The sequence below is a fragment of the Streptomyces sennicomposti genome (genome assembly GCF_019890635.1).
Taxonomy (GTDB): Bacteria; Actinomycetota; Actinomycetes; order Streptomycetales; family Streptomycetaceae; genus Streptomyces; species Streptomyces sennicomposti.
Window position 1 is genome coordinate 62,359 of the sequence record NZ_JAIOAB010000004.1, and the last position, 24,808, is coordinate 87,166.

General features: G+C 73.5%; 22 protein-coding genes. 14 read left to right on the top strand and 8 right to left on the bottom strand.

The annotated features are described in order from the left end of the window. Positions 1-278 precede the first annotated feature (278 nt). The gene (locus K7787_RS03525) at positions 279-752 is read left to right on the top strand and encodes a DUF5709 domain-containing protein (RefSeq protein ID WP_009187351.1); all 474 of its coding nucleotides are present in this window, start codon (positions 279-281) and stop codon (positions 750-752) included. A gap of 57 nt (positions 753-809) precedes the next feature. After that, positions 810-1,085 (top strand): type B 50S ribosomal protein L31, encoded by a 276-nt coding sequence (locus tag K7787_RS03530; RefSeq protein ID WP_223000464.1) that lies wholly within the window; start codon positions 810-812, stop codon positions 1,083-1,085. Positions 1,086-1,183: 98 nt separating this feature from the next. Here the strand turns inward: K7787_RS03530 and K7787_RS03535 are convergent, their stop codons facing one another. Next, positions 1,184-1,978 (bottom strand): metal-dependent hydrolase, encoded by a 795-nt coding sequence (locus K7787_RS03535; RefSeq protein WP_223000465.1) that lies wholly within the window; start codon positions 1,976-1,978, stop codon positions 1,184-1,186. Between the two features lie 145 nt (positions 1,979-2,123). Between K7787_RS03535 and K7787_RS03540 the strand changes: the two genes are divergently transcribed. Both K7787_RS03540 and K7787_RS03545 read left to right on the top strand, forming a co-directional pair. Continuing rightward, positions 2,124-4,637 carry a DEAD/DEAH box helicase gene (locus tag K7787_RS03540; protein WP_043260536.1) on the top strand — a complete coding sequence of 838 codons (2,514 nt, stop codon included), beginning with the start codon at positions 2,124-2,126 and terminating at the stop codon, positions 4,635-4,637. Positions 4,638-4,656: 19 nt separating this feature from the next. Beyond that, complete coding sequence (locus K7787_RS03545; RefSeq protein ID WP_009187354.1) at positions 4,657-5,523, top strand: acyl-CoA thioesterase; 867 nt, start codon at positions 4,657-4,659, stop codon at positions 5,521-5,523. A 46-nt stretch (positions 5,524-5,569) separates the two neighbouring features. Here the strand turns inward: K7787_RS03545 and K7787_RS03550 are convergent, their stop codons facing one another. Together K7787_RS03550 and K7787_RS03555 are read right to left on the bottom strand one after the other, a co-directional pair. Then, positions 5,570-6,616 (bottom strand): DUF6397 family protein, encoded by a 1,047-nt coding sequence (locus tag K7787_RS03550; protein ID WP_223000466.1) that lies wholly within the window; start codon positions 6,614-6,616, stop codon positions 5,570-5,572. A 123-nt stretch (positions 6,617-6,739) separates the two neighbouring features. Beyond that, complete coding sequence (locus K7787_RS03555; protein ID WP_009187356.1) at positions 6,740-7,153, bottom strand: roadblock/LC7 domain-containing protein; 414 nt, start codon at positions 7,151-7,153, stop codon at positions 6,740-6,742. A gap of 96 nt (positions 7,154-7,249) precedes the next feature. Here K7787_RS03555 and K7787_RS03560 point away from each other — a divergent pair, with 96 nt between their 5' ends. Beyond that, on the top strand, positions 7,250-7,678 hold the full coding sequence (locus K7787_RS03560; RefSeq protein ID WP_223000467.1) for a PPOX class F420-dependent oxidoreductase: 429 nt from the start codon (positions 7,250-7,252) through the stop codon (positions 7,676-7,678). A gap of 255 nt (positions 7,679-7,933) precedes the next feature. Further along, positions 7,934-8,533, top strand: a complete 600-nt coding sequence (locus tag K7787_RS03565) for a class I SAM-dependent methyltransferase (protein WP_009187358.1) — start codon at positions 7,934-7,936, stop codon at positions 8,531-8,533. Positions 8,534-8,555: 22 nt separating this feature from the next. Here K7787_RS03565 and K7787_RS03570 read toward each other — a convergent pair whose 3' ends face one another. Then, complete coding sequence (locus K7787_RS03570; protein ID WP_009187359.1) at positions 8,556-9,311, bottom strand: alpha/beta fold hydrolase; 756 nt, start codon at positions 9,309-9,311, stop codon at positions 8,556-8,558. Positions 9,312-9,441: 130 nt separating this feature from the next. On the opposite strand from K7787_RS03570, the gene K7787_RS03575 reads away from it, so the two are divergent. Further along, on the top strand, positions 9,442-9,975 hold the full coding sequence (locus K7787_RS03575) for a PadR family transcriptional regulator (RefSeq protein WP_223000546.1): 534 nt from the start codon (positions 9,442-9,444) through the stop codon (positions 9,973-9,975). On the opposite strand, the gene K7787_RS03580 is transcribed toward K7787_RS03575, so the two are convergent. Further along, entirely contained in the window at positions 9,952-10,821 is an 870-nt protein-coding gene (locus K7787_RS03580; protein WP_223000547.1) for an oxygenase MpaB family protein, read from the bottom strand. The genes K7787_RS03575 and K7787_RS03580 overlap by 24 nt on opposite strands. A gap of 405 nt (positions 10,822-11,226) precedes the next feature. Here K7787_RS03580 and K7787_RS03585 point away from each other — a divergent pair, with 405 nt between their 5' ends. Next, complete coding sequence (locus K7787_RS03585; protein WP_223000548.1) at positions 11,227-12,162, top strand: hypothetical protein; 936 nt, start codon at positions 11,227-11,229, stop codon at positions 12,160-12,162. Between the two features lie 19 nt (positions 12,163-12,181). On the opposite strand, the gene K7787_RS03590 is transcribed toward K7787_RS03585, so the two are convergent. Further along, the gene (locus tag K7787_RS03590; protein ID WP_223000468.1) at positions 12,182-12,364 is read right to left on the bottom strand and encodes a tail-anchor membrane protein; all 183 of its coding nucleotides are present in this window, start codon (positions 12,362-12,364) and stop codon (positions 12,182-12,184) included. A 165-nt stretch (positions 12,365-12,529) separates the two neighbouring features. After that, on the bottom strand, positions 12,530-13,582 hold the full coding sequence (locus tag K7787_RS03595; RefSeq protein WP_223000469.1) for a fatty acid desaturase family protein: 1,053 nt from the start codon (positions 13,580-13,582) through the stop codon (positions 12,530-12,532). 250 nt (positions 13,583-13,832) lie between these two features. Here K7787_RS03595 and K7787_RS03600 point away from each other — a divergent pair, with 250 nt between their 5' ends. The 3 genes from K7787_RS03600 to K7787_RS03610 all read left to right on the top strand — a co-directional run bounded on the left by K7787_RS03600 (position 13,833) and on the right by K7787_RS03610 (position 19,583). Beyond that, positions 13,833-16,718 carry an SCO1167/SCO6262 family helicase gene (locus tag K7787_RS03600; RefSeq protein ID WP_223000470.1) on the top strand — a complete coding sequence of 962 codons (2,886 nt, stop codon included), beginning with the start codon at positions 13,833-13,835 and terminating at the stop codon, positions 16,716-16,718. Continuing rightward, a complete protein-coding gene (locus K7787_RS03605; RefSeq protein ID WP_223000471.1) occupies positions 16,715-18,037 on the top strand; it encodes an SWIM zinc finger family protein in 1,323 nt (440 codons plus the stop codon). The genes K7787_RS03600 and K7787_RS03605 overlap by 4 nt, the downstream gene beginning before the upstream one ends. 178 nt (positions 18,038-18,215) lie before the next feature. Then, positions 18,216-19,583, top strand: coding sequence for an esterase-like activity of phytase family protein (locus K7787_RS03610; RefSeq protein WP_223000472.1), 1,368 nt, complete (start codon positions 18,216-18,218; stop codon positions 19,581-19,583). A 64-nt stretch (positions 19,584-19,647) separates the two neighbouring features. Here K7787_RS03610 and xylA read toward each other — a convergent pair whose 3' ends face one another. Further along, the gene (gene xylA, locus K7787_RS03615; protein WP_223000473.1) at positions 19,648-20,814 is read right to left on the bottom strand and encodes a xylose isomerase; all 1,167 of its coding nucleotides are present in this window, start codon (positions 20,812-20,814) and stop codon (positions 19,648-19,650) included. A gap of 180 nt (positions 20,815-20,994) precedes the next feature. On the opposite strand from xylA, the gene xylB reads away from it, so the two are divergent. The 3 genes from xylB (at position 20,995) to K7787_RS03630 (ending at position 24,661) form a co-directional block, all read left to right on the top strand. Then, positions 20,995-22,440: a xylulokinase gene (gene xylB, locus K7787_RS03620; RefSeq protein ID WP_169435976.1), complete on the top strand. Its 1,446-nt coding sequence runs from the start codon at positions 20,995-20,997 to the stop codon at positions 22,438-22,440. Between the two features lie 52 nt (positions 22,441-22,492). Next, positions 22,493-23,701, top strand: coding sequence for an ROK family transcriptional regulator (locus K7787_RS03625; protein ID WP_164391099.1), 1,209 nt, complete (start codon positions 22,493-22,495; stop codon positions 23,699-23,701). 339 nt (positions 23,702-24,040) lie between these two features. After that, positions 24,041-24,661, top strand: a complete 621-nt coding sequence (locus K7787_RS03630; protein WP_009187371.1) for an N-acetylmuramoyl-L-alanine amidase — start codon at positions 24,041-24,043, stop codon at positions 24,659-24,661. The last annotated feature ends 147 nt before the right edge of the window (positions 24,662-24,808 follow it).

A 24,808-nucleotide genomic window follows, 5' to 3' on the forward strand; every position in this document is an offset into this window, starting at 1 on the left:
GGCAGACCCTGCCCGGCAGGACTCGGCCGGTGACGGCGCCCGGTGCTCGGCCCGGTGGCGCACGGCGGGCGCCGCCGGCCGGCCGGGGCGCGGGCGGGCCGCTCACGCCGTGCCGTTGCGCGGTGGCGAACAGGGGTGGAAGGCTGGGAAGCGGCAGCGGTTCGGGGAGCGCCCGGGAACCCCGTGGTTCCCACCGGGCGACGACCGTGCCCCGAGCACCGGCGGCCGGCCCCCGGCCGCGGTGAGAACGGGACCGTCCGCACCACCTGGAGGTATCCGTGGACAGCGCCGACGGATGGGGAGACGACGTCTACCAGCCCGACGACGACTCCGAGATCAAGGAAGACACCGGGGTCCTCGACTCGGAGGACACGCTGGAGTACGACGGTGTCGACGATCCCCTGGACCGCGGCTGGTCCCCTCCGGAGCGGCCGTGGGCGGTGGAGCACACCGGTGTGACCGCGGCGGAGGGCCGACAGGGTGAGACCCTGGACCAGCGCCTGGCCGAGGAGCTGCCCGACCTCGCCGCACCGGACGGCGACGGCATCGGCGACTACGACGGCGGGGACGGGGAACTCCTGGACGACGAGGTCGGCGCCGCCCGCTCCGGCCGGCTGGTCGCGCCCGACGAGGGCGCGCACGAGGACGAGGAGAGCGCCCTGGTCGCCACGGACGTGGGCATCGACGGCGCCGCCGCATCGGCCGAGGAGGCCGCGGTGCACGTCGTGGACGAGGACACCCTGTACGGCTGACCGAGGCCTCTGCGTGCCGCCGTCCCGGCCTCCCCCACCGCCGCACGAGGAGCACCCATGCAGCAGGACAAGCACCCCGACTACCACCCCGTGGTCTTCCGCGACCGCGCCGCCGGCTACGCGTTCCTGACCCGGTCCACCGCGACCAGCGAGCAGCGCATCGAGTGGGACGACGGGGAGACGTACCCGGTCGTGGACGTGGAGATCTCCTCGGAGAGCCATCCCTTCTACACCGGCAAGGCCCGCACGGTGGACACCGAGGGCCGTATCGCCCGGTTCGAGCGACGCTACGGCGGCGGAACGGGGCAGAACGCCGGCGACGCCCCCGCCTGACCGGCCGCCCGCGCGGGGGCCGGGCGCCCGGCCGGAGGCCGCGCGGCCACCGGGGCACGGTTCCTGGTGGGTCCGGTCCCGGCCGCCGGGCGGGCGCCTCAGATGAAGTTCAGCGCGGCCGCGCAGCCGATCCCGCCGAGCACCATGAAAACCGGCATCAGCACCTTCAGCTCGACCCAGCTGCCCGCCCGGAACCGCATGGCCTTCGGCGGGCCGATCGGGTACCAGCGCTTGCGGCCCACCGGTATCGGCCACAGGATCGGGCAGCCGGAGACGGTCAGGGCGTCCCCGATGTCGTGCACCAGCGCACCGAGCACGATCGGCAGCCCCAGCCAGAGGTACTCCTGGCCCGGTTCGGTGAACAGCCAGTCCGAGCCGTTGCCCGGCTTGTCCAGGATCCCGGCGAGGATCCAGGCGCTGGTCGCGGCCAGCAGCCACACCAGGATGTCGCTGCTGGAGCCGCGGGCCGCCCGCCACAGCAGGCCCTCGATGGCCAGCACCATATGGGCGAAGAGGATCGCGAGGACCGCCCACCGGCCTCCGGTGATCGCCGCCGCGGAGGCGCTCGCGCCGATCAGCACCGCCCACAGCCAGGTGTGCGTGAGCGTGCGGTGACCGCCGGAGCGGCGCGGGTCGCCCTTCTTGCGCGTCGCCTTGTAGACGGCGTAGGACAGCTTGTCGACGATCTCGCAGAGCCAGCGGGAGAGCGGTCCGAAGGCGCGCGAGATGGTGGCGGCCTTGTGGTCCAGGTCGGGGGCGAGTGCGGCGCCGGCGCAGATCAGCGCGCCGACGAGCAGCACCGGCCAGGGCATCGGGTGTCCTGCCGCCGCGGTCGCGGCTCCGACGCCGAGCCAGGCCGCTGCGCCCGACAGTGAGTGTGCTGGTCCCATCATGGCCGCTTCCCGCCCCATTCCTCGTGTGCCGCTGTCCAGTTGGCCCGCTGCGCTGTTCCCGCGTCGGCGACACAGCGTAGCGGTCGTGATCTTCGCTCCGGCATCCGATTCCCGCCCGGGCCGTGCGGCCAGGCAAGATGGGGGCGTGACCCTCATCGACCAGCTGCCGCCGACCGCCGACCCCGACGCCCTGTACGAAGCCTTCGAGTCGTGGGCCCAGGAGCGGGGCCTCACGCTCTACCCCCACCAGGAGGAGGCGCTGATCGAGGCGGTCTCCGGTGCGAACGTGATCGTGTCCACGCCCACCGGCTCCGGCAAGAGCATGATCGCCGCCGGCGCGCACTTCGCCGCCCTGGCCCGTGACGAGGTCACCTTCTACACGGCTCCGATCAAGGCGCTGGTGTCGGAGAAGTTCTTCGAGCTGTGCAAGATGTTCGGCACCGAGAACGTCGGCATGCTCACCGGCGACGCCTCGGTGAACGCCGACGCCCCGGTGATCTGCTGCACCGCCGAGGTGCTGGCGTCGATCGCGCTGCGCGACGGCAAGGACGCCGACGTCGGCCAGGTCGTGATGGACGAGTTCCACTTCTACGCGGAGCCGGACCGCGGCTGGGCGTGGCAGATCCCGCTGCTGGAGCTGCCGCAGGCGCAGTTCGTCCTGATGTCGGCGACGCTCGGCGACGTGTCCTTCTTCGAGAAGGACCTGACCCGCCGCACCGGCCGTCCGACGTCGGTGGTCCGCTCGGCGACCCGTCCGGTCCCGCTCTCCTACGAGTACCGGCGCACCCCCCTGACGGAGACGCTCACCGAACTGCTGCAGGCGCGGCAGGCGCCGGTGTACATCGTGCACTTCACCCAGGCCCAGGCCGTCGAGCGGGCGCAGGCGCTGATGAGCATCAACATGTGCTCGCGCGAGGAGAAGGACGAGATCGCCGAGCTGATCGGCAATTTCCGCTTCACCACGAAGTTCGGCCGCAACCTCTCCCGCTACGTGCGGCACGGCATCGGTGTGCACCACGCGGGGATGCTGCCGAAGTACCGGCGCCTGGTGGAGAAGCTGGCGCAGGCCGGTCTGCTGAAGGTGATCTGCGGTACGGACACGCTCGGCGTGGGCGTCAACGTCCCGATCCGCACGGTGCTGTTCACGGCGCTCACCAAGTACGACGGCAGCCGGGTGCGCACGCTGCGCGCCCGGGAGTTCCACCAGATCGCGGGCCGGGCCGGCCGGGCGGGCTTCGACACGGAGGGTTTCGTCGTCGCCCAGGCCCCCGAGCACGTCATCGAGAACGAGAAGGCGCTCGCCAAGGCGGGCGACGATCCGAAGAAGCGCCGCAAGGTGGTCCGCAAGAAGGCGCCGGAGGGTTTCGTCGCCTGGTCGGACACGACGTTCGACAAGCTCATCGCCTCCGAGCCGGAACCGCTGACCTCCCGGTTCCGGGTCACGCACACCATGCTGCTGTCGGTGATCGCCCGCCCGGGCAACGCCTTCGAGGCGATGCGGCACCTGCTGGAGGACAACCACGAGCCGCGCAAGCAGCAGTTGCGGCACATCCGGCGGGCGATCGCCATCTACCGCTCGCTGCTGGACGGCGGCATCGTCGAGAAGCTCGACCAGCCGGACGCGGAAGGCCGCATCGTCCGGCTGACGGTGGATCTGCAGCAGGACTTCGCCCTCAACCAGCCGCTGTCGACGTTCGCGCTGGCCGCGTTCGAGCTGCTGGACCCCGAGTCGCCGTCCTACGCGCTGGACATGGTCTCCGTGGTGGAGTCGACGCTGGACGACCCGCGGCAGATCCTGGTCGCCCAGCAGAACAAGGCGCGCGGTGAGGCGGTGGCCGCGATGAAGGCGGACGGCGTCGAGTACGAGGAGCGCATGGAGCGCCTCCAGGACGTCACCTACCCCAAGCCGCTGGAGGAGTTGCTCTTCCACGCCTACAACACGTACCGCAAGAGCCACCCGTGGGTGGGCGACCATCCGCTGTCGCCGAAGTCCGTGGTCCGGGACATGTACGAACGGGCGCTGACCTTCACGGAGTTGGTCTCCCACTACGAGCTGGCGCGCACGGAGGGCATCGTGCTGCGCTACCTGGCCAGCGCCTACAAGGCCCTGGAGCACACCGTCCCGGACGACCTGAAGTCGGAGGATCTGCAGGATCTGATCGCCTGGCTCGGTGAGATGGTGCGCCAGGTCGACTCCAGCCTGCTGGACGAGTGGGAGCAACTGGCCAACCCGGAGGTGATGACCGCCGAGGAGGCGCAGGAGAAGGCCGACCAGGTCAAGCCGGTCACCTCCAACGCGCGCGCCTTCCGCGTCCTGGTCCGCAACGCCATGTTCCGCCGGGTCGAGCTGGCCGCCCTCGACCAGGTGGAGGAGCTGGGCGAGATGGACGCCGAGTCCGGCTGGGACGCCGAGGCGTGGGGCCGGGCCATGGACGCGTACTGGGACGAGTACGAGGACCTCGGCACCGGTCCCGACGCCCGCGGCCCCAAGCTGCTGGTGATCACGGAGGAGCCGCAGCACGGGCTGTGGCGCGTGCGGCAGATCTTCGACGACCCCAACGGCGACCACGACTGGGGCATCAGCGCGGAGGTCGATCTCGCCGCCTCCGACGCCGAGGGCCGCGCGATCGTCCGGGTGACCGCCGTAGGACAGCTGTGAGCACAGGAGAATACCGCCCATGACGAACCCGGCCGACAGTCTCGTCGACCTGCTGGACCTCGAACAGATCGAGGTCGACATCTTCCGCGGCCGCAGCCCGCAGGAGTCCCTGCAACGGGTCTTCGGCGGGCAGGTGGCCGGCCAGGCGCTGGTCGCCGCCGGCCGCACCACGGACGGCGAGCGCCCGGTGCACTCGCTGCACGCGTACTTCCTGCGCCCCGGCCGGCCAGGGGTGCCGATCGTGTACCAGGTCGAACGGATACGGGACGGACGGTCCTTCACGACCCGCCGGGTCACCGCGGTGCAGCAGGGCCGCACGATCTTCAATCTGACCGCCTCCTTCCACAAGCCTGAACAGGGAAGTTTCGAGCACCAGTTGCCGCCGGCCCGCAAGGTCCCGGACCCGGAGTCCCTGCCGACGGTGGCGGAGGAGATCCAGGAGCATCTGGGCGCGCTGCCCGAGCAGCTGGAGCGCATGGCGCGCCGCCAGCCCTTCGACATCCGTTACGCGGACCGGCTGCGCTGGACCGCCGAGGAGGTGCGGGACGCCGAGCCGCGCAGCGCGGTGTGGATGCGTGCGGTGGGCCCGCTGGGCGACGACCCGCTGGTGCACACGTGCGCGTTGACCTACGCCAGCGACATGACTCTGCTCGACGCGGTGCGGCTGCCGGTCGAGCCGCTGTGGGGGCCGCGGGGCTTCGACATGGCGTCGCTGGACCACGCCATGTGGTTCCACCGGCCCTTCCGCGCGGACGAGTGGTTCCTGTACGACCAGGAGTCGCCGATCGCGACGGGCGGCCGGGGCCTGGCCCGCGGGCGGATCTACGACACGGAGGGTCGTCTGCTCGTGTCGGTGGTCCAGGAAGGACTGTTCCGCTCGCTGTAGCCACCGGCCCGCCGTCGGCCGGACGCGCACCGGTCGCGGGCGCCGGTCACCTGGGTGCGGCGCCTCTGCGGAAGATCCGGCCCAGCAGGCCGTGCGGTCGTCCCGGGACGTGTGCCGCTCGGGCCTGCGCGGGGCGATGCGCGCACCGGTCGGCGCGCTGACCGGGGGCGGCCCGGTCGGCCTCCGTGCTCGAGCTCCGGTGCGGGTGCGGCGCCCCCGCGGCGCCGCGGTCGCCGTGCCGGGGTGCCGGGCGGGGTGCGGGCCGGTGGGCTCGGGCCTCGGTCACCGCTCGTGCCAGCTCGGCCCGCAGCCAGTCGATCTCGTCGGCGTCCTGCGCCGTCGTGATCCGCTCCGTGAGGTGGGCCGCGGGTGATCCCGGCGCCCCGTGGGCTTCCGTGCGTGGCCGAAAGCGGTTCAGATGGGCGCGTTCATAGGGGTCGGTGACGATCTCAGAGACCTGGAACCGGTCCAGCAGGGAGGCCACCGCCGCCGCCCGCTCCCATGGGCCCTCGGCCCGGCGCAGCAGGAAGCCGAGGCGCCGGCACCGCCAGTTGCGCGGGCGCAGGTCCACCCTCGCGTCCAGCTGGTCGCGCAGGGTCTCGGGCAGCGGCTTGCTCAGCAGCTCGGCGTGTTCGGCGGCGGCCGCGAACTCGCGCAGGTCGTCGGCCAGATAGCGCCAGACCACGGCCCGGTACCGGTTGAGGTAGAAGGCCACCGGCACGACCAGGCCAAGGCGGGCCAGCCGTGTGAACCTCGCGGCGGTGATCTCCAGGATCGCCGCACCGTCCTTGGTCCCCACGGTCTCCACACGCTTCCGCAGCGCCTCCGGGAAGTCCTCCCGGCCGAGCAGCCTCTGGACCTCGGCCCGGGCGACCCGCCGCCCGCCCCCGCCCTCGTCGGGCAGGGTGCGGATGTGGCCGAGATCGACGGCCAGGTCGAACTCGCTCCGCTTCAGGCCGAGTTCGCGGGCCGCCCGGCTCTGGGTGAAGGGCGCCTCGCGCGGCCCGGCGGCCGGGCGCGCCGTGGTCGTGACCTTGGTCGTGATCTCGTGCGCGATGGTCTTGTTCTCGGGCGTGATGGTGTTGCCGGACATGTCCGTGCCCCCGTCGAGTGTGTGGCCGGCGCCGTCTGCGCTCGCCTGCGAAAAACCGTAGCCGGTGGCGAAGATCTGCGTGCGAGCCTGTGGATAACTCACGAGGTGCGACGAAAATGCAGGTCAGAGGCCTGACGGTGCATCGTCTCCCGGTCGGCGTGCGTCCACGTCGAGGTGCTCGCCGACTCGGTTCACCAGCAGAGTCATCTCGTATCCGATCTGGCCGATGTCGGCCTCGGCGCCGCTGAGGACGCACAGGCAGCTGCCGGCTCCCGCCGCCGTCACGAACAGCACGGCCTCGTCGAACTCGACCATCGTCTGCCGCACCGAGCCCGCCCCGAAGTGCCGCCCCGAGCCCTTGGCGAGGCTGTGCAGTCCGGACGAGACGGCGGCGAGATGCTCCGCGTCCTCGCGTCGCAGGCCAGTGCTCGCGCCCGTGACCAGTCCGTCGTTCGACAGCACCAGGGCGTGCCGTACGTGCTCCACCCGTTCGGTCAGATCGTCGAGCAGCCAGCCGAGTGTCTGGTTGTGCGCCATGCCGCGGTCTCCCCCCGTGGTCTCCTCCCCCGTGGCCCGGAGGAATCTCCCGCCAGCCTTCCCCACCGTCGCCGTGGCGGCAAGCAAGATGGGCACATGGCACAGAACATGACCGATGAGGAATGGCGGGCCTTCGTCTCGTCCGGCACGCGTACCGGCAAGCTGTCGACCGTCCGGGCCGACGGGAGCCCGCATGTCGCGCCGATCTGGTTCCTGCTCGACGGGGACGACGTGGTGTTCAACACCGGCAAGGAGACCGTGAAAGGCCGGAATCTGGCGCGCGACGACCGGGTCGCCCTGTGCGTGGACGACGACCGGCCGCCGTTCAGCTTCGTGGTGCTGCAGGGGCGTGCCCGGCTGTCCAAGGACCTGGACGAGCTGCGCCACTGGGCCGCCCGGATCGGTGGCCGGTACATGGGAGAGGGCCGGGCGGAGGAGTTCGGGGAGCGCAACGGCGTCCCGGGCGAGCTTCTGGTCCGGGTCAGGGTCGACAAGGTGGTCGCGGTCCGGGACCTGGCGGACTGAGGCGGGGCGGACACGCAGCCCGTGGTCCGGTGGGGAGGGCAGGCGAGGACCGGTTCGCACGGCAGCGGCGTCCGCGCCGATCCGGGTGACGCGGGTGCGACGTGCTCGTGATGACGACCGTGGCGCCGGTTCGGGCGGTCGGACCGGGTTTTCCCTCCATGTGACCGACTCGGCCGCCCGGACCGCCCGTACGGTCGCGCTTCGAGTGCCGAATGTGCGACCGCGCCGTGCGCTCCAATAAGGGATCATGCGGTCATGAGCGAGGATCACACCCACGTCCGGGAGTTCTTCACCGCACGCGCGGCCGACTGGGACAGCAAGTTCCCGGACGACGGCCCGGCCTACGCGGCGGCGGTCACAGAACTCGGGCTGCGCGAGGGCGATCGTGTGCTCGACGCGGGATGCGGCACCGGGCGCGCCCTGCCTCCGCTGCGCGCCGCGGTGGGCGCCTCGGGCGTCGTCGTGGGCGTCGATCTCACCCCGGCCATGCTGGACGCCGCCGTACGGGCCGGCCGGGACCGGGACGGGCGGCTGCTGCTCGCCGATGTCGGTGCGCTGCCGCTGAGGTCCCGGTCCCTCGACGCCGTGTTCGCCGCGGGCCTCGTCGCGCACCTTCCCGATCCCGCCCGCAATCTGCGGGAGTTGCGGCGTGTGGTGCGCCGCGGCGGCACGCTGGCGCTGTTCCACCCGATCGGGCGGGCGGCGCTCGCGGCACGGCAGGGACGCCGGCTCACGCCGGACGATCTGCGCGCCGAGCCCAATCTCCGTCCGCTGCTCGCCGCTTCCGGGTGGCGTATGACGTCCTACGCCGACGAGGACGCCCGTTTCCTGGCGCTGGCGGTGCGCGAGGACTGACGCCGGCTCGGCAGGAGGGTGCTCAGAGGCTTCCGGCGACGGCCGCCGTGAACACGTCGGGGTTGTCGAACATGATGTTGTGAGCGGCGCCGGGCACCGTCACCACACGCACTCCCGCGGCTTCGAGGCCGCCTGTGTCCGGCAACTCGCCACTGTGCTCGCCCTGCAGGTAGAGCCGGTCGACGGGGAGCGCTTCGAGGATCGCGCGCATCGTGGGGTCCGAGCCGCGCCGCAGGCCCACCGCGCTGCGGTGCAGGGCGCGCGGGTCGGTCAGCCGCATGGTCGCCGCCCACAGGGGGCCGACGCTGTGCAGCACGCGCGCGTAGCCGCCGTCGACGAACGACTCCTCCTCGAAGGAGGCGATGCCGCTGCTGCCCGCCGTGGGCGGCGGGGACGGGTCGAGGTTGGCCTCCGCGAGCACCAGCCGGGAGACGAGGTCGGGTCTGCGGTGGGCCAGCACGATCGCGACGGCGCCGCCCATGCTGTGCCCTATCAGTTCGCAGCCGGTCAGCTCCGCCGTGTCCAGCGCGGCGGCCAGGGCGTCCGCGTGGTCCTCCAGCGTGTAGCCGAAGTGTGCGGGCCGGTCGCTGATCCCGTGTCCCGGCAGGTCGACGAAGAGGCTGCGCCGGCCCGCAAGTTCGGGACGGGCCGCGATGTGCGCGTGGTACACGGAGGAGACCGAGCCCAGTCCGTGCACATAGACCCGCGCGGGTTGTTCCCCGGGCACCTCCGTCCAGCGGATTCGGCTGCCGCGGCCGTCGAACTCGGCCTGTCTCATGTGGTCCTCTCCCTCCCTGACGCGCCGCCGCTCCGATCAGCGCCCTCCTGAGGATACATCGGTAACGAGGTATTGCTCATGCGATACACACAGGAGTCGATGTACTTCGCTCGTGCGAGAGAATGCGGGCATGCTGGAACTGGCGATCCTCGGTTTCCTTTACGACACCCCGCTGCACGGGTACAAGCTGCGCAAACGCATCACGGCGCTGACAGGGCACGTGCGGCCCGTCGCCGAGAGCACCCTCTACCCGGCGATCAAGCGGCTGGAGAAGGCGGGGCTGCTGGAGCGGGCCACCGAGCCGGGAGCCGTGGCCGCGCCGCGCCACGTCCTCACGCTCACCGGGGACGGCCGAAGCGAGCTGCGCCGCCGGCTCGCCGAGCCGGTGCAGCGGGACATCACCGACGAGAACCGCTGGTTCACCGTCCTGGCCTTCCTCAGGCACCTCGCGGACCCCGCCGCCCAGACGGCCGTGCTGCGGCGCAGGCTGGCTTTTCTGGAGACGCCCGCCAGCTTCTTCTACGAGGGCGACCGGCCGCTGCGCGCCGAGGAACTGGACGACCCGTTCCGGCGCGGCATCCTCACCGTCGCGCGGGCCACGACGCAGGCCGAACTGGCGTGGCTGCGGGCCACGATCGACTCACTGGAGGGCGTCGCCCGCTGAACCGCCGGTGTGCCGCACGGGGCACCCCCTCAGGCCGGGGACCGGGTGGGTGCCGAGGTCGGCCACCCGGTAGCCGTCGGGGTAACTCTTGATCTCCCAGTTCTGCCGCGCGAAGTGCGGGGCCCGGCGCGGTGGCAGCAGGCGCACCGCCCGGCCCCGGGCGCGCACCGCGCGGTGCACGAAGGCGCGGGTGAGGGCGGTCGGCGGCTCGTAGCGGAAAGCGTTCAGCAGGGGTTCGTCGAGCAGCGCGAGGGTGGCCCGGCGCAGCAGGGGCGCGAGGGGGCGCGGGTACCAGGAGGTCATCAGGTCGAGGGTCGCGTCGGAGACCTTGCGGGACCTCTCGTCCCAGCCGAAGTTCAGTTCCTCGTAGGCGTCGAGGTGGGCTTCGAACTCCTCGTACGTCTCGGGGACGTCCTTGATGCCCATGTGCCGGCCGAGGGTGCGGTAGTGGACGGCGGACGCGACGATCTCGTGGCGGGAGAGCCTGCGCCATCCGTAGGCGTCGATCCAGCGCTTGGGCACCACGACGAAGGTGCAGAGGACGTAGCGCATGTCGTCGTTGCTGATGTCGTAGCTGCGGTGCATCTGGTTGATGCGCCGGATGGCGGTGCGGCCCGCATCGGTGGCGAAGCCGTGTTCGACGATGGTGTCGAGGAGCAGGGACGTGTCGTCGTAGCGCTTCTGCGTGCGGTCGGTCAGCTCCGCGGTCTCGGCGAGCAGCCGGCCGATGCTCGGGACTGCGTAGGTCCGGTAGAGGGCCAGTTCCAGGGCGCGGGTGATGTCCCAGGGGAACTCGTAGGCGACGGTGAGCCGGTAGATCTCCGAAGCGTCGGCCACCGGATCCATGCGGCGGATCTGCTCCAGCCGTTCGAACCGCTTCGTCACGCCGTGCCCCTTCTGCCGTCGGTGCTCCAACTCTACGTGCGGCAGCGGAAGATGCGCGGTCGGCGCGGGGAATCACATGCGGACCGGGGGCGGCTCGGCGAGGCAGCGGCCCGGGGTGTCTCCGCAGCCGCCGGTGTCCGGGGTCAGCGAGCCCGCCCGTCGCGCGCCGAACACCTCGGCATGGGAGCAAGGCGGGTCGCCGCGGGCGCTGCCGGGCCTTCCCGCGCCCTGACAGGATGCGGCGACGACGGCCGTTTCGCCCCCGTCCGGATGGAAAACTGCAGGTCCCGATGGTCGAGGAGTCGTGACAAGCGGCTTGCGGTCGCACTAGGGTGCGCGCCGTTGGACGAACCGAGGGAGGCCTGGATGGCCGGGACGGACGAGGAAGCCGTCGCCGCCGCGGACGACGCGCTCTATGTGCTCACGGCGGTACTGCTGACGCCCGCGCAGTTCCCGAGCGTGCTCGGCGACGACTACCCGGAGGCCTGCGCCGCCCTCGGGCTGGCGCCGTCGGCCGACGGGTACGGTCTGGTGCTGGGACAGGACGGCGCCGGGGCGCGGTGGACCGTCGTCGTCGACGACGTCTCGCTGGTCGCCGTCGCGATCGCCTCCTGGGACTGCGGCATGGAGTACGACCTGTCGCCCGACGAGCGCTCGGTCGTAGCCGCTCTGCCGGGCTGGCCCCTCGCCGTCGCTGTCGCGGCCCCCGGCGTGCCCGCGCCGCACGACCCGGACCCGAGTACGGCGGACGGGCCGCTGCTGACGCCGCCGGACACCGCCGTCTGGGGTTCGGCGCAGCGGCGTCTGGGCGCCGACGAGATCGCGCGGCAGTGGACGGTGTGGCGGGACCGGATCGCCGACGGCTCGGCTCCCGGGCCGGGGGCGGACCCGGCGGAGCGATCCGGCGCGGATGCGGCCCCGGAACCGGGGACAGCCCCGGATGCGGCACCGGAGCCGGGAGCGGCCCGAGAACAGGCTCCCGAGTCGGGCGACGGCTCCCCGGACGCGCCCGCCACGGGGGCCACGCCCCTGAGACACCTCGGCGTCCGGCGCGTCCTGGCGGAGGCCCGCGCCTACCTGGACTCACCGCCGCCGCTGGGCCGGGTCAGGTCGTCCTTCGCCCCGGGCGACGCCCGGACGCTGCGCGCCGACGGTCCGGGCTGGTCGCTGGTGGCCCGCACCGACGACATGGCCTTCGTGCTCCTGGACGAGGAGCCCGGGGAGGTCCTGCCGGTCGGCCGGGGCCCGGAGCTGCCCGGCCTGCTCGAAGCCCTGGACAAGCTCGCGGTCCGCCCGCACTGATCCGGCCGCCGGCGGCCCCTCAGCGTCCGAGTTCCTTGCGGGTGACCCGGCGCAGTCTCCGCCGCTGCGAGGGGTCCAGCGTGAGGTAGGCGGCGGTCGGGACTCCCAGGACGATCAGGAGGACGGCCCACAACGGCAGCCAGATCCACAGGATCAGCCCGACCGCCACACCGCCGACCGCGATCTTCGCTCTCTTCGACATCTGTCGCCTCCTTCGCGGCCACTGCCGCTCTCTGTCGTGGAAACGGCTCCGCGCTCCCGACGGTTCCGGACCCCACCCCTGAGAAGCCCCGGAGACATCCTGGCGCCGACCCCTACGGGTCACGGCCGGAACACCGTGGGCGCGCGGGGCCGGGCGTACCGCGGCCTACGGCGTCCTGAGGTCCGCGCCCACCTCGTGCAGGTGCCGCAGAGCCTGCCGGTAGGAGTCGAGGAGACCGGTCTCCGTGTAGGGGATTCCCACGTCACGGCAGTGGGCGCGCACGAGAGGCTGCGCCAGCCGCAGGTGCGGTCGCGGCATGCTGGGGAACAGGTGGTGCTCGATCTGGTAGTTCAGGCCGCCCAGGAACCAGTCCGTCACGACCCCGCCCCGGATGTTGCGCGAGGTGAGCACCTGGCGGCGCAGATGTCCCCAGCGCTCCCCGTCCGGGTCGGGCATCTCCATGCCCTTGTGGTTGGGCGCGAAGGCGAGACCGAGATGCAGGCCGAACAGCGCCTGGTGGAGTGCGGCGAAGGCCAGGGCCTTGCCGGGCGACAGGACGGTGAGCAGCAGCCCCGAGTAGGCCGCGACATGGGCCACGAGCAGTGCGCCCTCCACCAGGCGCTCGCGCGGCGGCTGCCGGCGCAGGTCCTGGAAGCTGTGCACCTTCAGGGCGACGCCCTCCAGGAGGGTGAGCGGGAAGAACAGCCAGGCCTGGTTGCGGGTGAGCCAGCGGCGCAGACCCTGGCGGTCGCCGGCCTGGTCGCCGGAGAACACCAGCACGTCGGCGGCGACGTCGGGGTCCTTGTCGACGTGGTTGGGATTGGCGTGGTGCCGGTTGTGCTTCGCGTTCCACCAGGCGTAGCTCAGCCCGAGCAGCAGGTTGCCGTGCACCAGCCCGATCAGCCGGCCGATGTCCTTGTCGCCGGTGATCTGCGCGTGGCCCGCGTCGTGGCCTATGAACGCGGTGCGGGCGAAGAGCACGGCGAGCGGCACGGCGAGGAGCAACGCCCACCAGGAGTCGCCGGCCAGCACCAGCCCGGTGACGACGGCGGCCAGGGCGAGCGCGTTGCCGGCGACGACACGCGCGTACCAGGCGTGACGTCGTTTCAGGAGCCCTCGGGCCTGGACCGTGCGCAGCAGGGGTGCGAACTCACTGCCGGCGGACGGTCCGCCGGTCCTTGCTTCAAAACCGTCCGCGACGGCGGCGGGCTGGGGCATGGTGAGGTCTCCGGCTCTCTCGGCAACGGCCTGACCTGGAGAAACGTACGGATCGGAGGCCGGTGACGGCCATGGCGCCAGCACCCCGGTGCGCGCGGGGGCCAGCCCCGCGCGCGTGAGGGGGGTTGACGGCACCCGTAGGGGTGTGGCCTCCCGCAGCGCCCTTCGGCGCGTTCCCGGTCGACCGTCGGAGTGCTGTACCCTCAGCGACTCCACCCCCACTAGTCAAATTTGAGGAATCGGCGTCTCCGTGCAGAGGACTTCCTTGACACCACCGAGCGAGACTTCCGAACTGGCCGACTGCTGTGCCGTGTTCGTGCCCGGCGATCCGGCGCGCACCGGCCGGGTCGCCTTCTGGCGCCCGGACGGCGGTGCGCCCGCGGCGACCGGTCGGACGGCCGCGGCCGAACTGACGGTGGCCCTGCCCCGGGACGGCGGCGTGGCGAGCGTGACCGTGCCTGCCGTCACGCTCCCCCTGTCGGCGGCCCTGCCGTTGCTCACGCGCACGCGTGCCACCGGGCGAGGCCATCGGGCGACCGTGTTCTGGGGCGCGGCGGCCCTGCTGGGCATGCATTTCACGGCGCGCGGCCTGCTGCTGCCGGGCCTGTCGGCCGAGGACCACGACGCCTGGCGCGCGGCTCCCCTGTGGGAGGGCGACGCCGAGCAGGTCCGGATGCTGGCCGCCGCGATGCCGCCGGAGGCGCACGCCGTCCCGCTCGACGGCGCCGGGGACATACGGCTGCCCGATCCGGAGCGTCTGCTGCGGGCCTTCTTGGACGCCGTAGCCGACACCCTGCCCCGCTCCCCCGCTGCTCCGCTCCTGGCGGGCGGGCCGGCGTACGCCGCGCGTGAGCCGCAGCGCGTGCCCGAGCAGCGGGCCTGGGCCGCCGAAGTGGCCGCGGGCCACGACGCGGGCGTACAGGTCTCGTTGCGCGTCGAGATGACGCATCCGGCGGAGACGGAGCGGGACCGCCCGGAGCCGCGGTTCCGGGCGGTGCTGCAGGTGCACGGCGTCAGCGGTCCCGCGCGGGTGGCCGACGCCGCCGAGGTCTGGGCCGGACAGAGCGCCCCGGGCGGTGCGGGGGCCTGGGGCGAACCGTTCGGTCCGCAGGCGCGGACGGACGTCCTGCTCGCGCTGCGGCGCGCGGCCCGGGCCTGGCCCGCCCTGTCACCGCTGCTGTCGGCGGCCGTGCCGGACGCCGTCGAACTCGCCGCCGACGAGGTCGCCGACCTCCTCGGCGAGGGCGTGCGCCGGCTCGCCGCAGCCGGTGTGGACGTGCACCGGCCGGCGGAGCTGGCCCTCGGGCTGACCTCGGGGGTGAGCATCGGGTCGCCGTCCGACGCCGCGGAGGGTCCCGGCGGCGCCCCGTCGACGCCCCGGACGGCCCTGTCCGCCGACCCCCTTCTGCCCTTGGACCAGTGGTTCTCGCTGGGCGGTCGGCGTCTGACGCGCGAGGAGGTGGACCGCCTGGCGGAGGCCGAGCGCCCCTTGGTGCGGCTGCGCGGCCGGTGGGTGCTCGTGGACCCCGACGAACTGCGCCGGGCGCAGAGGCTCCGGGACCGGAAGATCACCGCCGTGGAGGCGCTGGGCGCCGCTCTGACGGGCTCCGCCGAGATCGACGGCCGCACCGTCGAGGTCCGGTCCACGGGATGGCTGTCGGATCTGCGGGACCGGCTGACGGGGCCGCGGGCGCAGGAGCCCGTCGCGCAGCCCGCCGCGCTGCGGGCCCGGTTGCGCGACTACCAGCTGCGCGGGCTGGGCTGGCTGGTCCGGATGACGGAGTCGGGGCTGGGCTGCTGCCTGGCCGACGACATGGGGCTCGGCAAGACGATCACGCTGATCGCGCTGCATCTGCACCGGCAGGGCGATCCGGCGACCGCCGGGCCCACCCTCGTGGTGTGTCCGACGTCGCTGATGGGCAACTGGCAGCGGGAGATTGAGCGGTTCGCGCCAGGCACGCCGGTGCGGCGCTTCCACGGCGCCCGGCGCGACCTGGCCGACCTGGCCGACGGCGCGTTCGTGCTGACCACCTACGGGACGATGCGGCTGGACGCGCAGCGGCTCGCCGACGTGACGTGGGGCATGGTCGTGGCGGACGAGGCGCAGCATGTCAAGAACCCGTACTCGGCCACCGCCCGGCAGCTGCGCGCCATCGGCGCACGCGCGCGCGTGGCGCTCACCGGCACCCCGGTGGAGAACAATCTGTCGGAGCTGTGGGCGATCCTGGACTGGGCGACGCCGGGCCTGCTGGGCCGGCTCGGGGCCTTCCGCGCCCGCTACGCGCAGGCCGTGGAGAGCGGACGCGATCCGGTCGCCGCCGAGCGGCTCGCCCGGCTGGTCGGCCCGTTCCTGCTGCGCCGCCGCAAGTCCGACCCGGGCATCGCGCCCGAACTGCCGCCCAAGACCGAGACCGACCACGCCGTGTCCCTCACCGCGGAGCAGACGGGCCTGTACGAGGCGCTGGTGCGCGAGACGCTCGCGGAGATCTCCGGCGCGGGCGAAATGGCGCGGCGCGGCCTCGTGGTGAAGCTGCTGACCGGGCTGAAGCAGATCTGCAACCATCCGGCGCAGTTCCTCAAGGAGGACCGGCCGAGGATCGCCGGCCGCTCCGGGAAGCTCGAACTGCTGGACGAGTTGCTGAGCACCATTCTCGCCGAGGGCGCCGGTGTCCTGGTGTTCACGCAGTACGTGCGGATGGCGCGGCTGATCGAACGGCATCTGGCGGCACGCGGCGTGCCGTCGCAGTTCCTGCACGGCGGCACTCCGGTGGCCGAGCGGGAGGCCATGGTGCGGCGGTTCCAGGACGGTGAGGCGCCGGTGTTCCTGCTGTCGCTGAAGGCGGCCGGCACCGGGCTCAACCTCACGCGCGCGGAGCACGTCGTGCACTACGACCGCTGGTGGAACCCGGCGGTCGAGGCGCAGGCCACCGACCGGGCGTACCGGATCGGGCAGAGCCGGCCCGTGCAGGTGCACCGGCTGATCGCCGAGGGGACGGTCGAGGACCGTATCGCAGGCCTGTTGCGCCGCAAGCAGGACCTGGCCGAGACGGTCCTCGGGACGGGCGAGGCCGCGCTCACCGAACTGACCGATGCCGAGCTGGCCGAGCTGGTGCGGCTGCGAGGGGGAACCCGATGACGGAGCACGACACCGCCGTGGAGCGGACGTTCGAGGCGCTGCCGCCCGCGCACGGACGCGGTTTCGCCGAGACCTGGTGGGGTCTGGCGTGGCTGAAGGCGCTGGAGGAGACGGCCCTGGACGGCCGTCAGGTGCGGGCGGGCCGCCGGCTCGCCCGGGCCGGCGCCGTGGGCGCAGTGTCGGTGCGGCCGGGCCGGGTCACGGCCGTGGTGCGCGACCGTGACGGCACGGCGCACCGCGCGGACGTCCTGCTGGAACGGCTGTCGGACGAGCAGTGGTCGGGGTTCCTGGACGTGGCCGTCGAGCGCTCCGGGCATCTGGCGGCGCTGCTGGACCGTGAACTGCCGCCGCACCTCGTGGAGGACGCGGCGGCCGCCGGGATCGAGTTGCTGCCCGGGATCGGTGACCTCGAACCGGAGTGCGACTGCGGCGTCTGGGACCACTGCGGGCACACGGCGGCGCTCTGCCACCTGGTGGCGCGGCTGCTGGACCGCGATCCCTTCGTGCTGCTGCTGATGCGCGGGCGCGACGAGCGCGCCCTGCTCGGCGAGCTGCGTGCCCGTGACACCGCCGCCGCCACGGACACCGGCGAACCGCCCGCTCCGGACGGCGTGGACGCGGCGGACGCCTATGCGGCGGGACGCGCGCTGCCCGCGCTGCCGCCGCTGCCCGCCGTGCCCGGGACGCCGGGCCCGCCGCCCTCCTTGAGCACGGGGACGGCCCCGGCGCCCGGCGTCGATCCGGACGCGCTGGAGTCGCTGGCCGCGCAGGCCGTCGCGGCGGCGCACCGCTGCCTCGCCGTGGCGCTGGAGGGCTCGTCCGGAGAGGAGGCGCCGGACCGGTCCCCGCGCGCCGCCGGGCTCGGTCTCCACCTGACAGCGGCTCAGGACGCCGTGCGGCTGGCCGTGGGCGTGACCGACGCCGCGGCCCTGCGCCGGCTGGCCGAGGGGTCGGGGCGCGGCGGTGAGGAGCTGGCGCGGGCCGTGCGAGCCTGGCGGCTGGGCGGTGCGACGGGGCTGTCCGTGCTGGAGGAGGAGTGGACGGTGGAGGGCGAGGCGCGGGCACGCGCGCGTGCCGCCCTGGAGTCCGCCTGGGAGGAGGACGAGCGACCGTCCCTGCGCGCCAGGGGCAACCGGTGGACCGTCGTCGGCGCGGACCGCCAGCTCCGGCTGGACCGGGACGGCCTGTGGTGGCCGTACCGGAGGGAAGAGGGCCATTGGACGCCGGTCGGCGGCCCGGCCCGGGACCCGGCGACGGCCCTGGCCGTGGCGGAGGGCGACACGGGGCGGGAAGGCCAGGAAGGGCCGGAGAAGGCCTGAGGCGTGGGGCGTGGGGCGTGGGGCGTGGGGCCTGCCGGGGCCGTACCGGCAGGGATCGCTAGGGACAGAAGCAGTCCGACCGACGCAGGTCGCCCGCTGTTCACCGCTCCGACGCCGGGCGTTGCGCACGGGAGCCGACTCTGGCGGCTGTCAGCACACTTGTCTCTCAGGAGGCCCGATGTCCCCGCACGCCCCCGGCCGGCGCCGCGTCCACCGTCGTCTCGCGGCGGGAGTCCCGCTCGCCCTCGTCGCCGCCCTCACGGCCCAGAGCGCCGAGGCGGCCGCACCGGCCGGGACGGACCTTGCCGAAAGCGGCGGCCGAGGCGCTCATGTCGTCCGTACGGCGACGCTCGGCGACATACCGCTCGGCGCGTTCAGCAACGCCCTGCTGCCCGGCACCGTGAGCGACGACCGGGGCGTGGACCTCGGCGGCATCGGCAGCGACGTCTACCCGGCGGGCCGCAAGGGCGAGTTCTGGACGGTCACCGACCGCGGGCCCAACGGCCAGATCAAGGTCGACGGCAAGAAGCGCCGTACCTTCCCGGTGCCGGGCTTCGACCCGGCGATCGTGAAGATCCGGGTGACCGGGGACACGGTGCGGGTGCTCGACGCGATCCCCCTGACCACGTCCTCGGGCAAGCCGGTCACCGGCCTGTCCAACCAGGCGGGCCGCGACGAGGCGCCGTACTCCTACGACGCCTCGACGCCGCTGGCCTACGATCCGGACGGCCTGGACACGGAGGGCATCGTGCGGGCCGCGGACGGCACGTTCTGGCTCGTCGACGAGTACGGGCCCTCGCTCGTCCACGTCTCCGCGCGCGGGAGGGTGCTCGCGCGCTACGTGCCCAAGGGGCTCGGTCTCCAGGGCGCCGGCTATCCGGTCGTGGAGGCGCTGCCGTCCGTGCTGCTGCACCGGAAGATCAACCGGGGTTTCGAAGGGCTCGCCCTGCTGCCGGACGGCGACCTGGTGATGGCCCTGCAGAGCCCGCTGTCGCTGCCCGACGCGGACGCGGGGGACGCCTCGCGCACGACCCGGCTGCTGCGCTTCTCGCCGCGCAAGCGGGCGGTGACCGCCGAGTACGCCTACCGGTTCGACCCGGTGAACGTGGTCGATCCGAGCGAGGACGACACCTCCGAGCTGAAGATCTCCTCCGTGGTCGCCGTGGGCCGTGACCGGCTGCTGGTGGAGGAGCGCACCGACAAGGCGGCGCGGCTGCAGGTGGTGCGGCTGGAGCGCTCGGCGGACATCCTCGGGAGCCGCTGGGACGACGACACCGCCGCCCCGTCGCTGGAGCAGCTCGACGACCCCGCTGCCGCGGGCGTACCGGTGCTCGCCAAGCGCCTGGTCGTCGATCTGGGCACGGTGGCGGGCGTGCCGGGGAAGATCGAGGGCGTCGCGCGCGTGGACGACCGCACGCTCGCCCTGGTCAACGACAACGACTTCGGGATGACGGACGGGTCGGGCGCGTTCGACGCGCACGGCCGGCTGGTGGACAGCGGGGTCGAGACGACGGTGACCTACGTGCGGCTGCCGCACCGCATCTGACGACGCACCGGCGGGGAGGCCGTGGGGCACGCGCGCGTGCCCCACGGCCTTCGTGTGTCCGGGGTCAGCCCCGGGCGCCCAGCAGGTGGTCCATCGCCAACTGGTCCAGCCGCTCGAAGGCCATCCCGCGCGCGGCGGCGGCGTCGACGTCGAAGTCCTCGAAGGCCGAGCCGTCCGCGAGCAGCGCCTGCAGGCCGTCCGCGGCCGTGGGCTGCGCCAGTTCGTCCAGGCGCGAGGCGCGCAGGGCCTCCTGGACCTCCGGGTCGGCCCGGAAGGCGGCGGCGCGCTCCTTGAGGATGAGGTAGTTGCGCATGCAGCCGGCCGCCGACGCCCACACGCCGTCGAGGTCCTCGGTGCGCGGCGGCTTGAAGTCGAAGTGCCGCGGGCCCTCGTAGCCGGCGCTCTCCAGCAGGTCGACCAGCCAGAAGGCGGCGCGCAGGTCGCCGGCGCCGAAGCGCAGGTCCTGGTCGTACTTGATGCCGGACTGGCCGTTGAGGTCGATGTGGAAGAGCTTGCCGGCCCACAGGGCCTGGGCGATGCCGTGCGGGAAGTTGAGGCCGGCCATCTGCTCGTGGCCCACCTCGGGGTTGACGCCGTACAGCTCCGGGCGCTCCAGGCGCTCGATGAACGCCAGCGCGTGGCCGACGGTGGGCAGCAGGATGTCGCCGCGCGGCTCGTTGGGCTTGGGCTCGATGGCGAAGCGCAGGTCGTAGCCCTGGGCGGTGACGTACTCGCCGAGGAGGTCGAACGCCTCCTTCATGCGGTCGAGGGCGGCGCGGACGTCCTTGGCGGCGCCGGACTCGGCGCCCTCGCGGCCGCCCCAGGCCACGTACGTCTTCGCGCCCAGCTCGGCCGCCAGGTCGATGTTGCGGATCGTCTTGCGCAGTGCGTAGCGGCGCACGTCGCGGTCGTTGGCGGTGAACGCGCCGTCCTTGAAGACGGGGTGCGTGAAGAGGTTGGTGGTGGCCATCGGCACGGTCATGCCGGTCGCGTCGAGCGCCTGCCGGAAGCGCTTGATGTGCGACTCGCGCTCGGTCTCGGAGGCCCCGAAGGGGATCAGGTCGTCGTCGTGGAAGGTCACTCCGTGGGCGCCCAGCTCGGCCAGGCGCCGCACCGTCTCGACCGGGTCGAGGGCGCCGCGGGTGGCGTCGCCGAACGGGTCCCGTCCCTGCCAGCCGACGGTCCACAGGCCGAAGGTGAACCTGTCCTCGGGGGTGGGCTGGTAGTTCATGCCGCGGCTCCTTGCTCGCTTGCGACTATTTCGTCATGGCGATTTACAAATTAGTATGCCGACGCGTCCCTGGGAAGGGACAGGAGGGGCCCGACCTTGGATCCACCCCGTCGGCGGGACCCCCGCAATCCATAGAACCGCTGGTCAGATGCGGTGAGCCGCGAAAATGAGGGAGAGCCGATGTCAGCAGCCGAGGGTCCGCTCGTCGTCGGTGTGGACTCGTCCACCCAGTCCACCAAGGTGCTCGTCGTCGACGCGGCCACCGGTCGCGTCGTGGCGAGCGGCCAGGCGGCGCACACCGTCTCCGGCGGGGCCGGCCGCGAGAGCGACCCGCGCCAGTGGTGGGACGCGCTGCGCGCGGCGCTGCACCAGTGCGGGGAGGCGGCGCACGAGGCCGCCGCCGTGTCGGTCGCCGGCCAGCAGCACGGACTGGTCACCCTGGACGCGCAGGGCGACCCGGTACGGCCCGCGCTGCTGTGGAACGACGTGCGCTCGGCCCCGCAGGCCCGGCGGCTGGTGGCGGAGCTGGGCGGCGGGAAGGCGTGGGCGGAGCGCACCGGCAGTGTGCCGGGCGCCTCCTTCACGGTCACGAAGTGGGCCTGGCTCGCCGAGAACGAGCCAGAGGCGGCGCGGTCGACGGCGGCGGTGCGCCTGCCGCACGACTACCTCACCGAGCGGCTGACGGGGCAGGGCACCACCGACCGGGGCGACGCCTCGGGTACGGGCTGGTGGGCGTCGGCGACCGAGACCTACGACGAGGAGATCCTCGGCCGCGTCGGCCTCGACCCGGCGCTGCTGCCCCGTGTGGCACGGCCCGGCGAGGTGGCGGGCACCGTGCGCGACGGCCACGACCTGCCCTTCTCCAAGGGCACCCTGGTAGCGCCCGGCACCGGCGACAACGCCGCCGCCGCGCTCGGTCTCGGGCTGCGTCCCGGCACGCCGGTGCTCAGCCTCGGCACCTCCGGCACGGTGTACGCGGTGTCCGTGCACCGGCCCGCCGATCCGTCGGGCACCGTGGCGGGCTTCGCCGACGCGCGCGGCGACTGGCTGCCGCTGGCCTGCACCCTGAACTGCACGCTCGCCGTGGACCGGATCGCCGCCCTGCTCGGCCGGGACCGGGAGGCGGTGGAACCGGGCGGCGCCGTCACCCTGCTCCCCTTCCTGGACGGCGAGCGCACCCCGAACCTCCCGGACGCCTCCGGACTGCTGCACGGACTGCGCCACGACACCACGGCGGGCCAGCTGCTCCAGGCGGCCTACGACGGCGCCGTGCACTCCCTGCTGGGCGCGCTGGACCTGGTCCTCGACCAGGACGCCGACCGCACCACTCCCCTGCTGCTGATCGGCGGCGGCGCCCGCGGCACGGCCTGGCAGCAGACCGTACGGCGGCTGTCGGGCCGGCCGGTCCAGGTGCCGCAGGCCCGGGAGCTGGTCGCGCTGGGCGCGGCGGCACAGGCGGCGGGCCTGCTGACCGGCGAGGACCCGGCCGCGGTCGCCCGCCGCTGGAAGACGGCAGACGGCCCGGTGCTGGCGGCCGTGGAGCGGGACGAGGCGACGCTCGCGCGGATCTCCGGGGTACTCTCCGACGCGTCCCCGCTGCTGGAGCGGGCGGCGCGGACCCACTGACGGGCGCCGGCGGGCGCCCGCCGGCCGGACACCGACCGAGGACGACGGAGGCATGAGCGCACCGCTGCACGAACCCCACCCGGCCGGTCCCCGGCGCGCGCTGCCCGACACCCAGCAGGGCATGCGGCGGCGCAATCTGGCCCGGGTCATGCACACCGTCAGTGCCGAGGGGCCCCTGTCGAGGGCGGCGGTGGCCTCCCGCATCGGGCTGACGCGTGCGGCGGTCTCCACCCTGGTGGACGAGCTGATCCGGTCGGGGCTGCTGGAGGAGCTGGGTCCCGAGCGGCCCGGCCGGGTGGGCAGGCCGGGTTCGGCGCTCGCCGTCAGCGGACGCGGTCCGGCCGGGGTCGGCGCCGAGGTCGGTGTCGACCACCTGGCGGCCTGCGTGGTCGATCTGCGGGGCGAGGTGCGGGCGCGGGCCGTACGGCACGGCACGAACCGCGGCCGCTCCCCCGAGCCGGTGGCCGAGGAGCTCACCGCGCTGATATCCCAGGTCGTCGCCGAGGCGGAGGCGCAGGGCCTGTGGCCGGCGGGGCTCGCCGTCGCCGTGCCCGGTCTGATCGCGCGGGACGGCCGCACGGTCGTGCGGGCGCCCAACCTCGACTGGCACGACACCGATCTGAGCGCCCTGCTGCCGGACGAGTTCGGCCCGGCGGTGGACAACGAGGCGAACTTCGGCGCCCTGGCGGAACTGTGGCTCGGCGAGGGCACGCCGCAGGACTTCCTGCATGTGTCGGCGGAGATCGGCATCGGCGCGGCCGTGGTGGTCGACGGCCGGCTGCTGCGCGGAACGCGCGGTTTCGCGGGCGAACTGGGGCACGTCCCGGTCGAACCGGAGGGGCCCGCCTGCCCGTGCGGCGGACGCGGCTGCCTGGAGCAGTACGCGGGCGAGGAGGCCGTGCTGCGGGCGGCCGGCCTGACCGCGGGCGAGGGCCGGGTGGGCCTGCTCGCCACCCGCGCCGCCGAGGGCGACGAAGCGGTACGGCGGGCGCTGCGCGACGCCGGCCGGGCCCTCGGGATCGCTCTGACCGGCGCGGTCAACCTGCTCGACCCCGAGGCCGTCGTGCTGGGCGGCGCGCTGGCCGGACTCGCGCCCTGGCTCCTGCCGGCGCTGGAGGCCGAACTCGACCGGCGCACCGCCGGTCCCGCCTGCCCGGTGTCCGTCTCCCGGTTCGGCCCCGAAGGTCCGCTGCTGGGGGCCGCTCATTCGGTGATCCGGACCGTCCTCGACGACCCCGCGGCGGTCGCCGGACGCGCCTGACAGCGCGTCACTCACCCGTTCGGGTGGCCGAGTTGTCCACAAGTCGCGGCCTGTCCACCGATCTCCGCCGCGCTCTTCTGCCCAACCCCTGAGCGCCGTACCGTGATGCACGCGAGACGCCGCCCCCGGGCCCGGGACGGCGGCACGCGGCGCGGACGGACACGGCGTACGTACGTCGGCGCGAACCCGCCACACGCGTGCGGCCGGGCTCCGCGAGGAGCGGCCGGCCGTGCGCGACACTCGCCGCACCGACCGGCATCGCCACGCGCAGTCGAGCACCCGCACGCGCCCACGCAGTCGAGCACACCAAGAGGACGCCCACGAGAAAGGTGATCGCCCATGGACCGCGCCGGACCCCCGCCCAGCAGACGGCGGATCATCAAGGGCGCCGCCGCCCTGGCCGCCGTCCCCAGCGTCTTACTCCCCGCCGCCCACGCGGTCGCCCGTCCACGGCCGGCCGCACGCTCCGAGGCCACCGCCTACCCGCCCGTGGAGTGGCAGCCGGCGAGCACCGCCAACTACACGGCCTCCAACCGGCCCACCAGCTACTCCCTCGACCGAGTGATCATCCACATCACTCAGGAGACCTACGCCAACACGCTGGCCATCTTCCAGAACCCGCAGAAGAAAGTGTCCGCGCACTATCTCGTCCGGTCCGCCGACGGACACATCGCGCAGTGCGTGAGCGAGGCGAACATCGCCTGGCACGCGGGCAACTGGGACTACAACACGCGCAGCATCGGCATCGAGCACGAGGGCTGGGTGGACCAGCCCGCCTACTTCACCAACGCCCTGTACGCCGAGTCGGCCCGGCTCACCGCGGCCGTCTGCGACCGCTACGGCATCCCCAAGGACCGCGCCCACATCATCGGGCACTACGAGGTGCCGGGCACCGACCACACCGACCCCGGGCCGAACTGGGACTGGGTCCGCTACATAAGGATGGTCAACTTCTCCTGACGGCGCCCGCCCCCGGGCTGCGGGAACGGCCGCCCGGGGGCGCGGCGCGGGACCGGGCGACCGCATCCCGCGCCGCCCTGCCGGGCGCTGCGCGTGCGACGGACCTGCGGCTGGAGCACGCTGGAGAAGCGCCCTCGGTCCACGTGC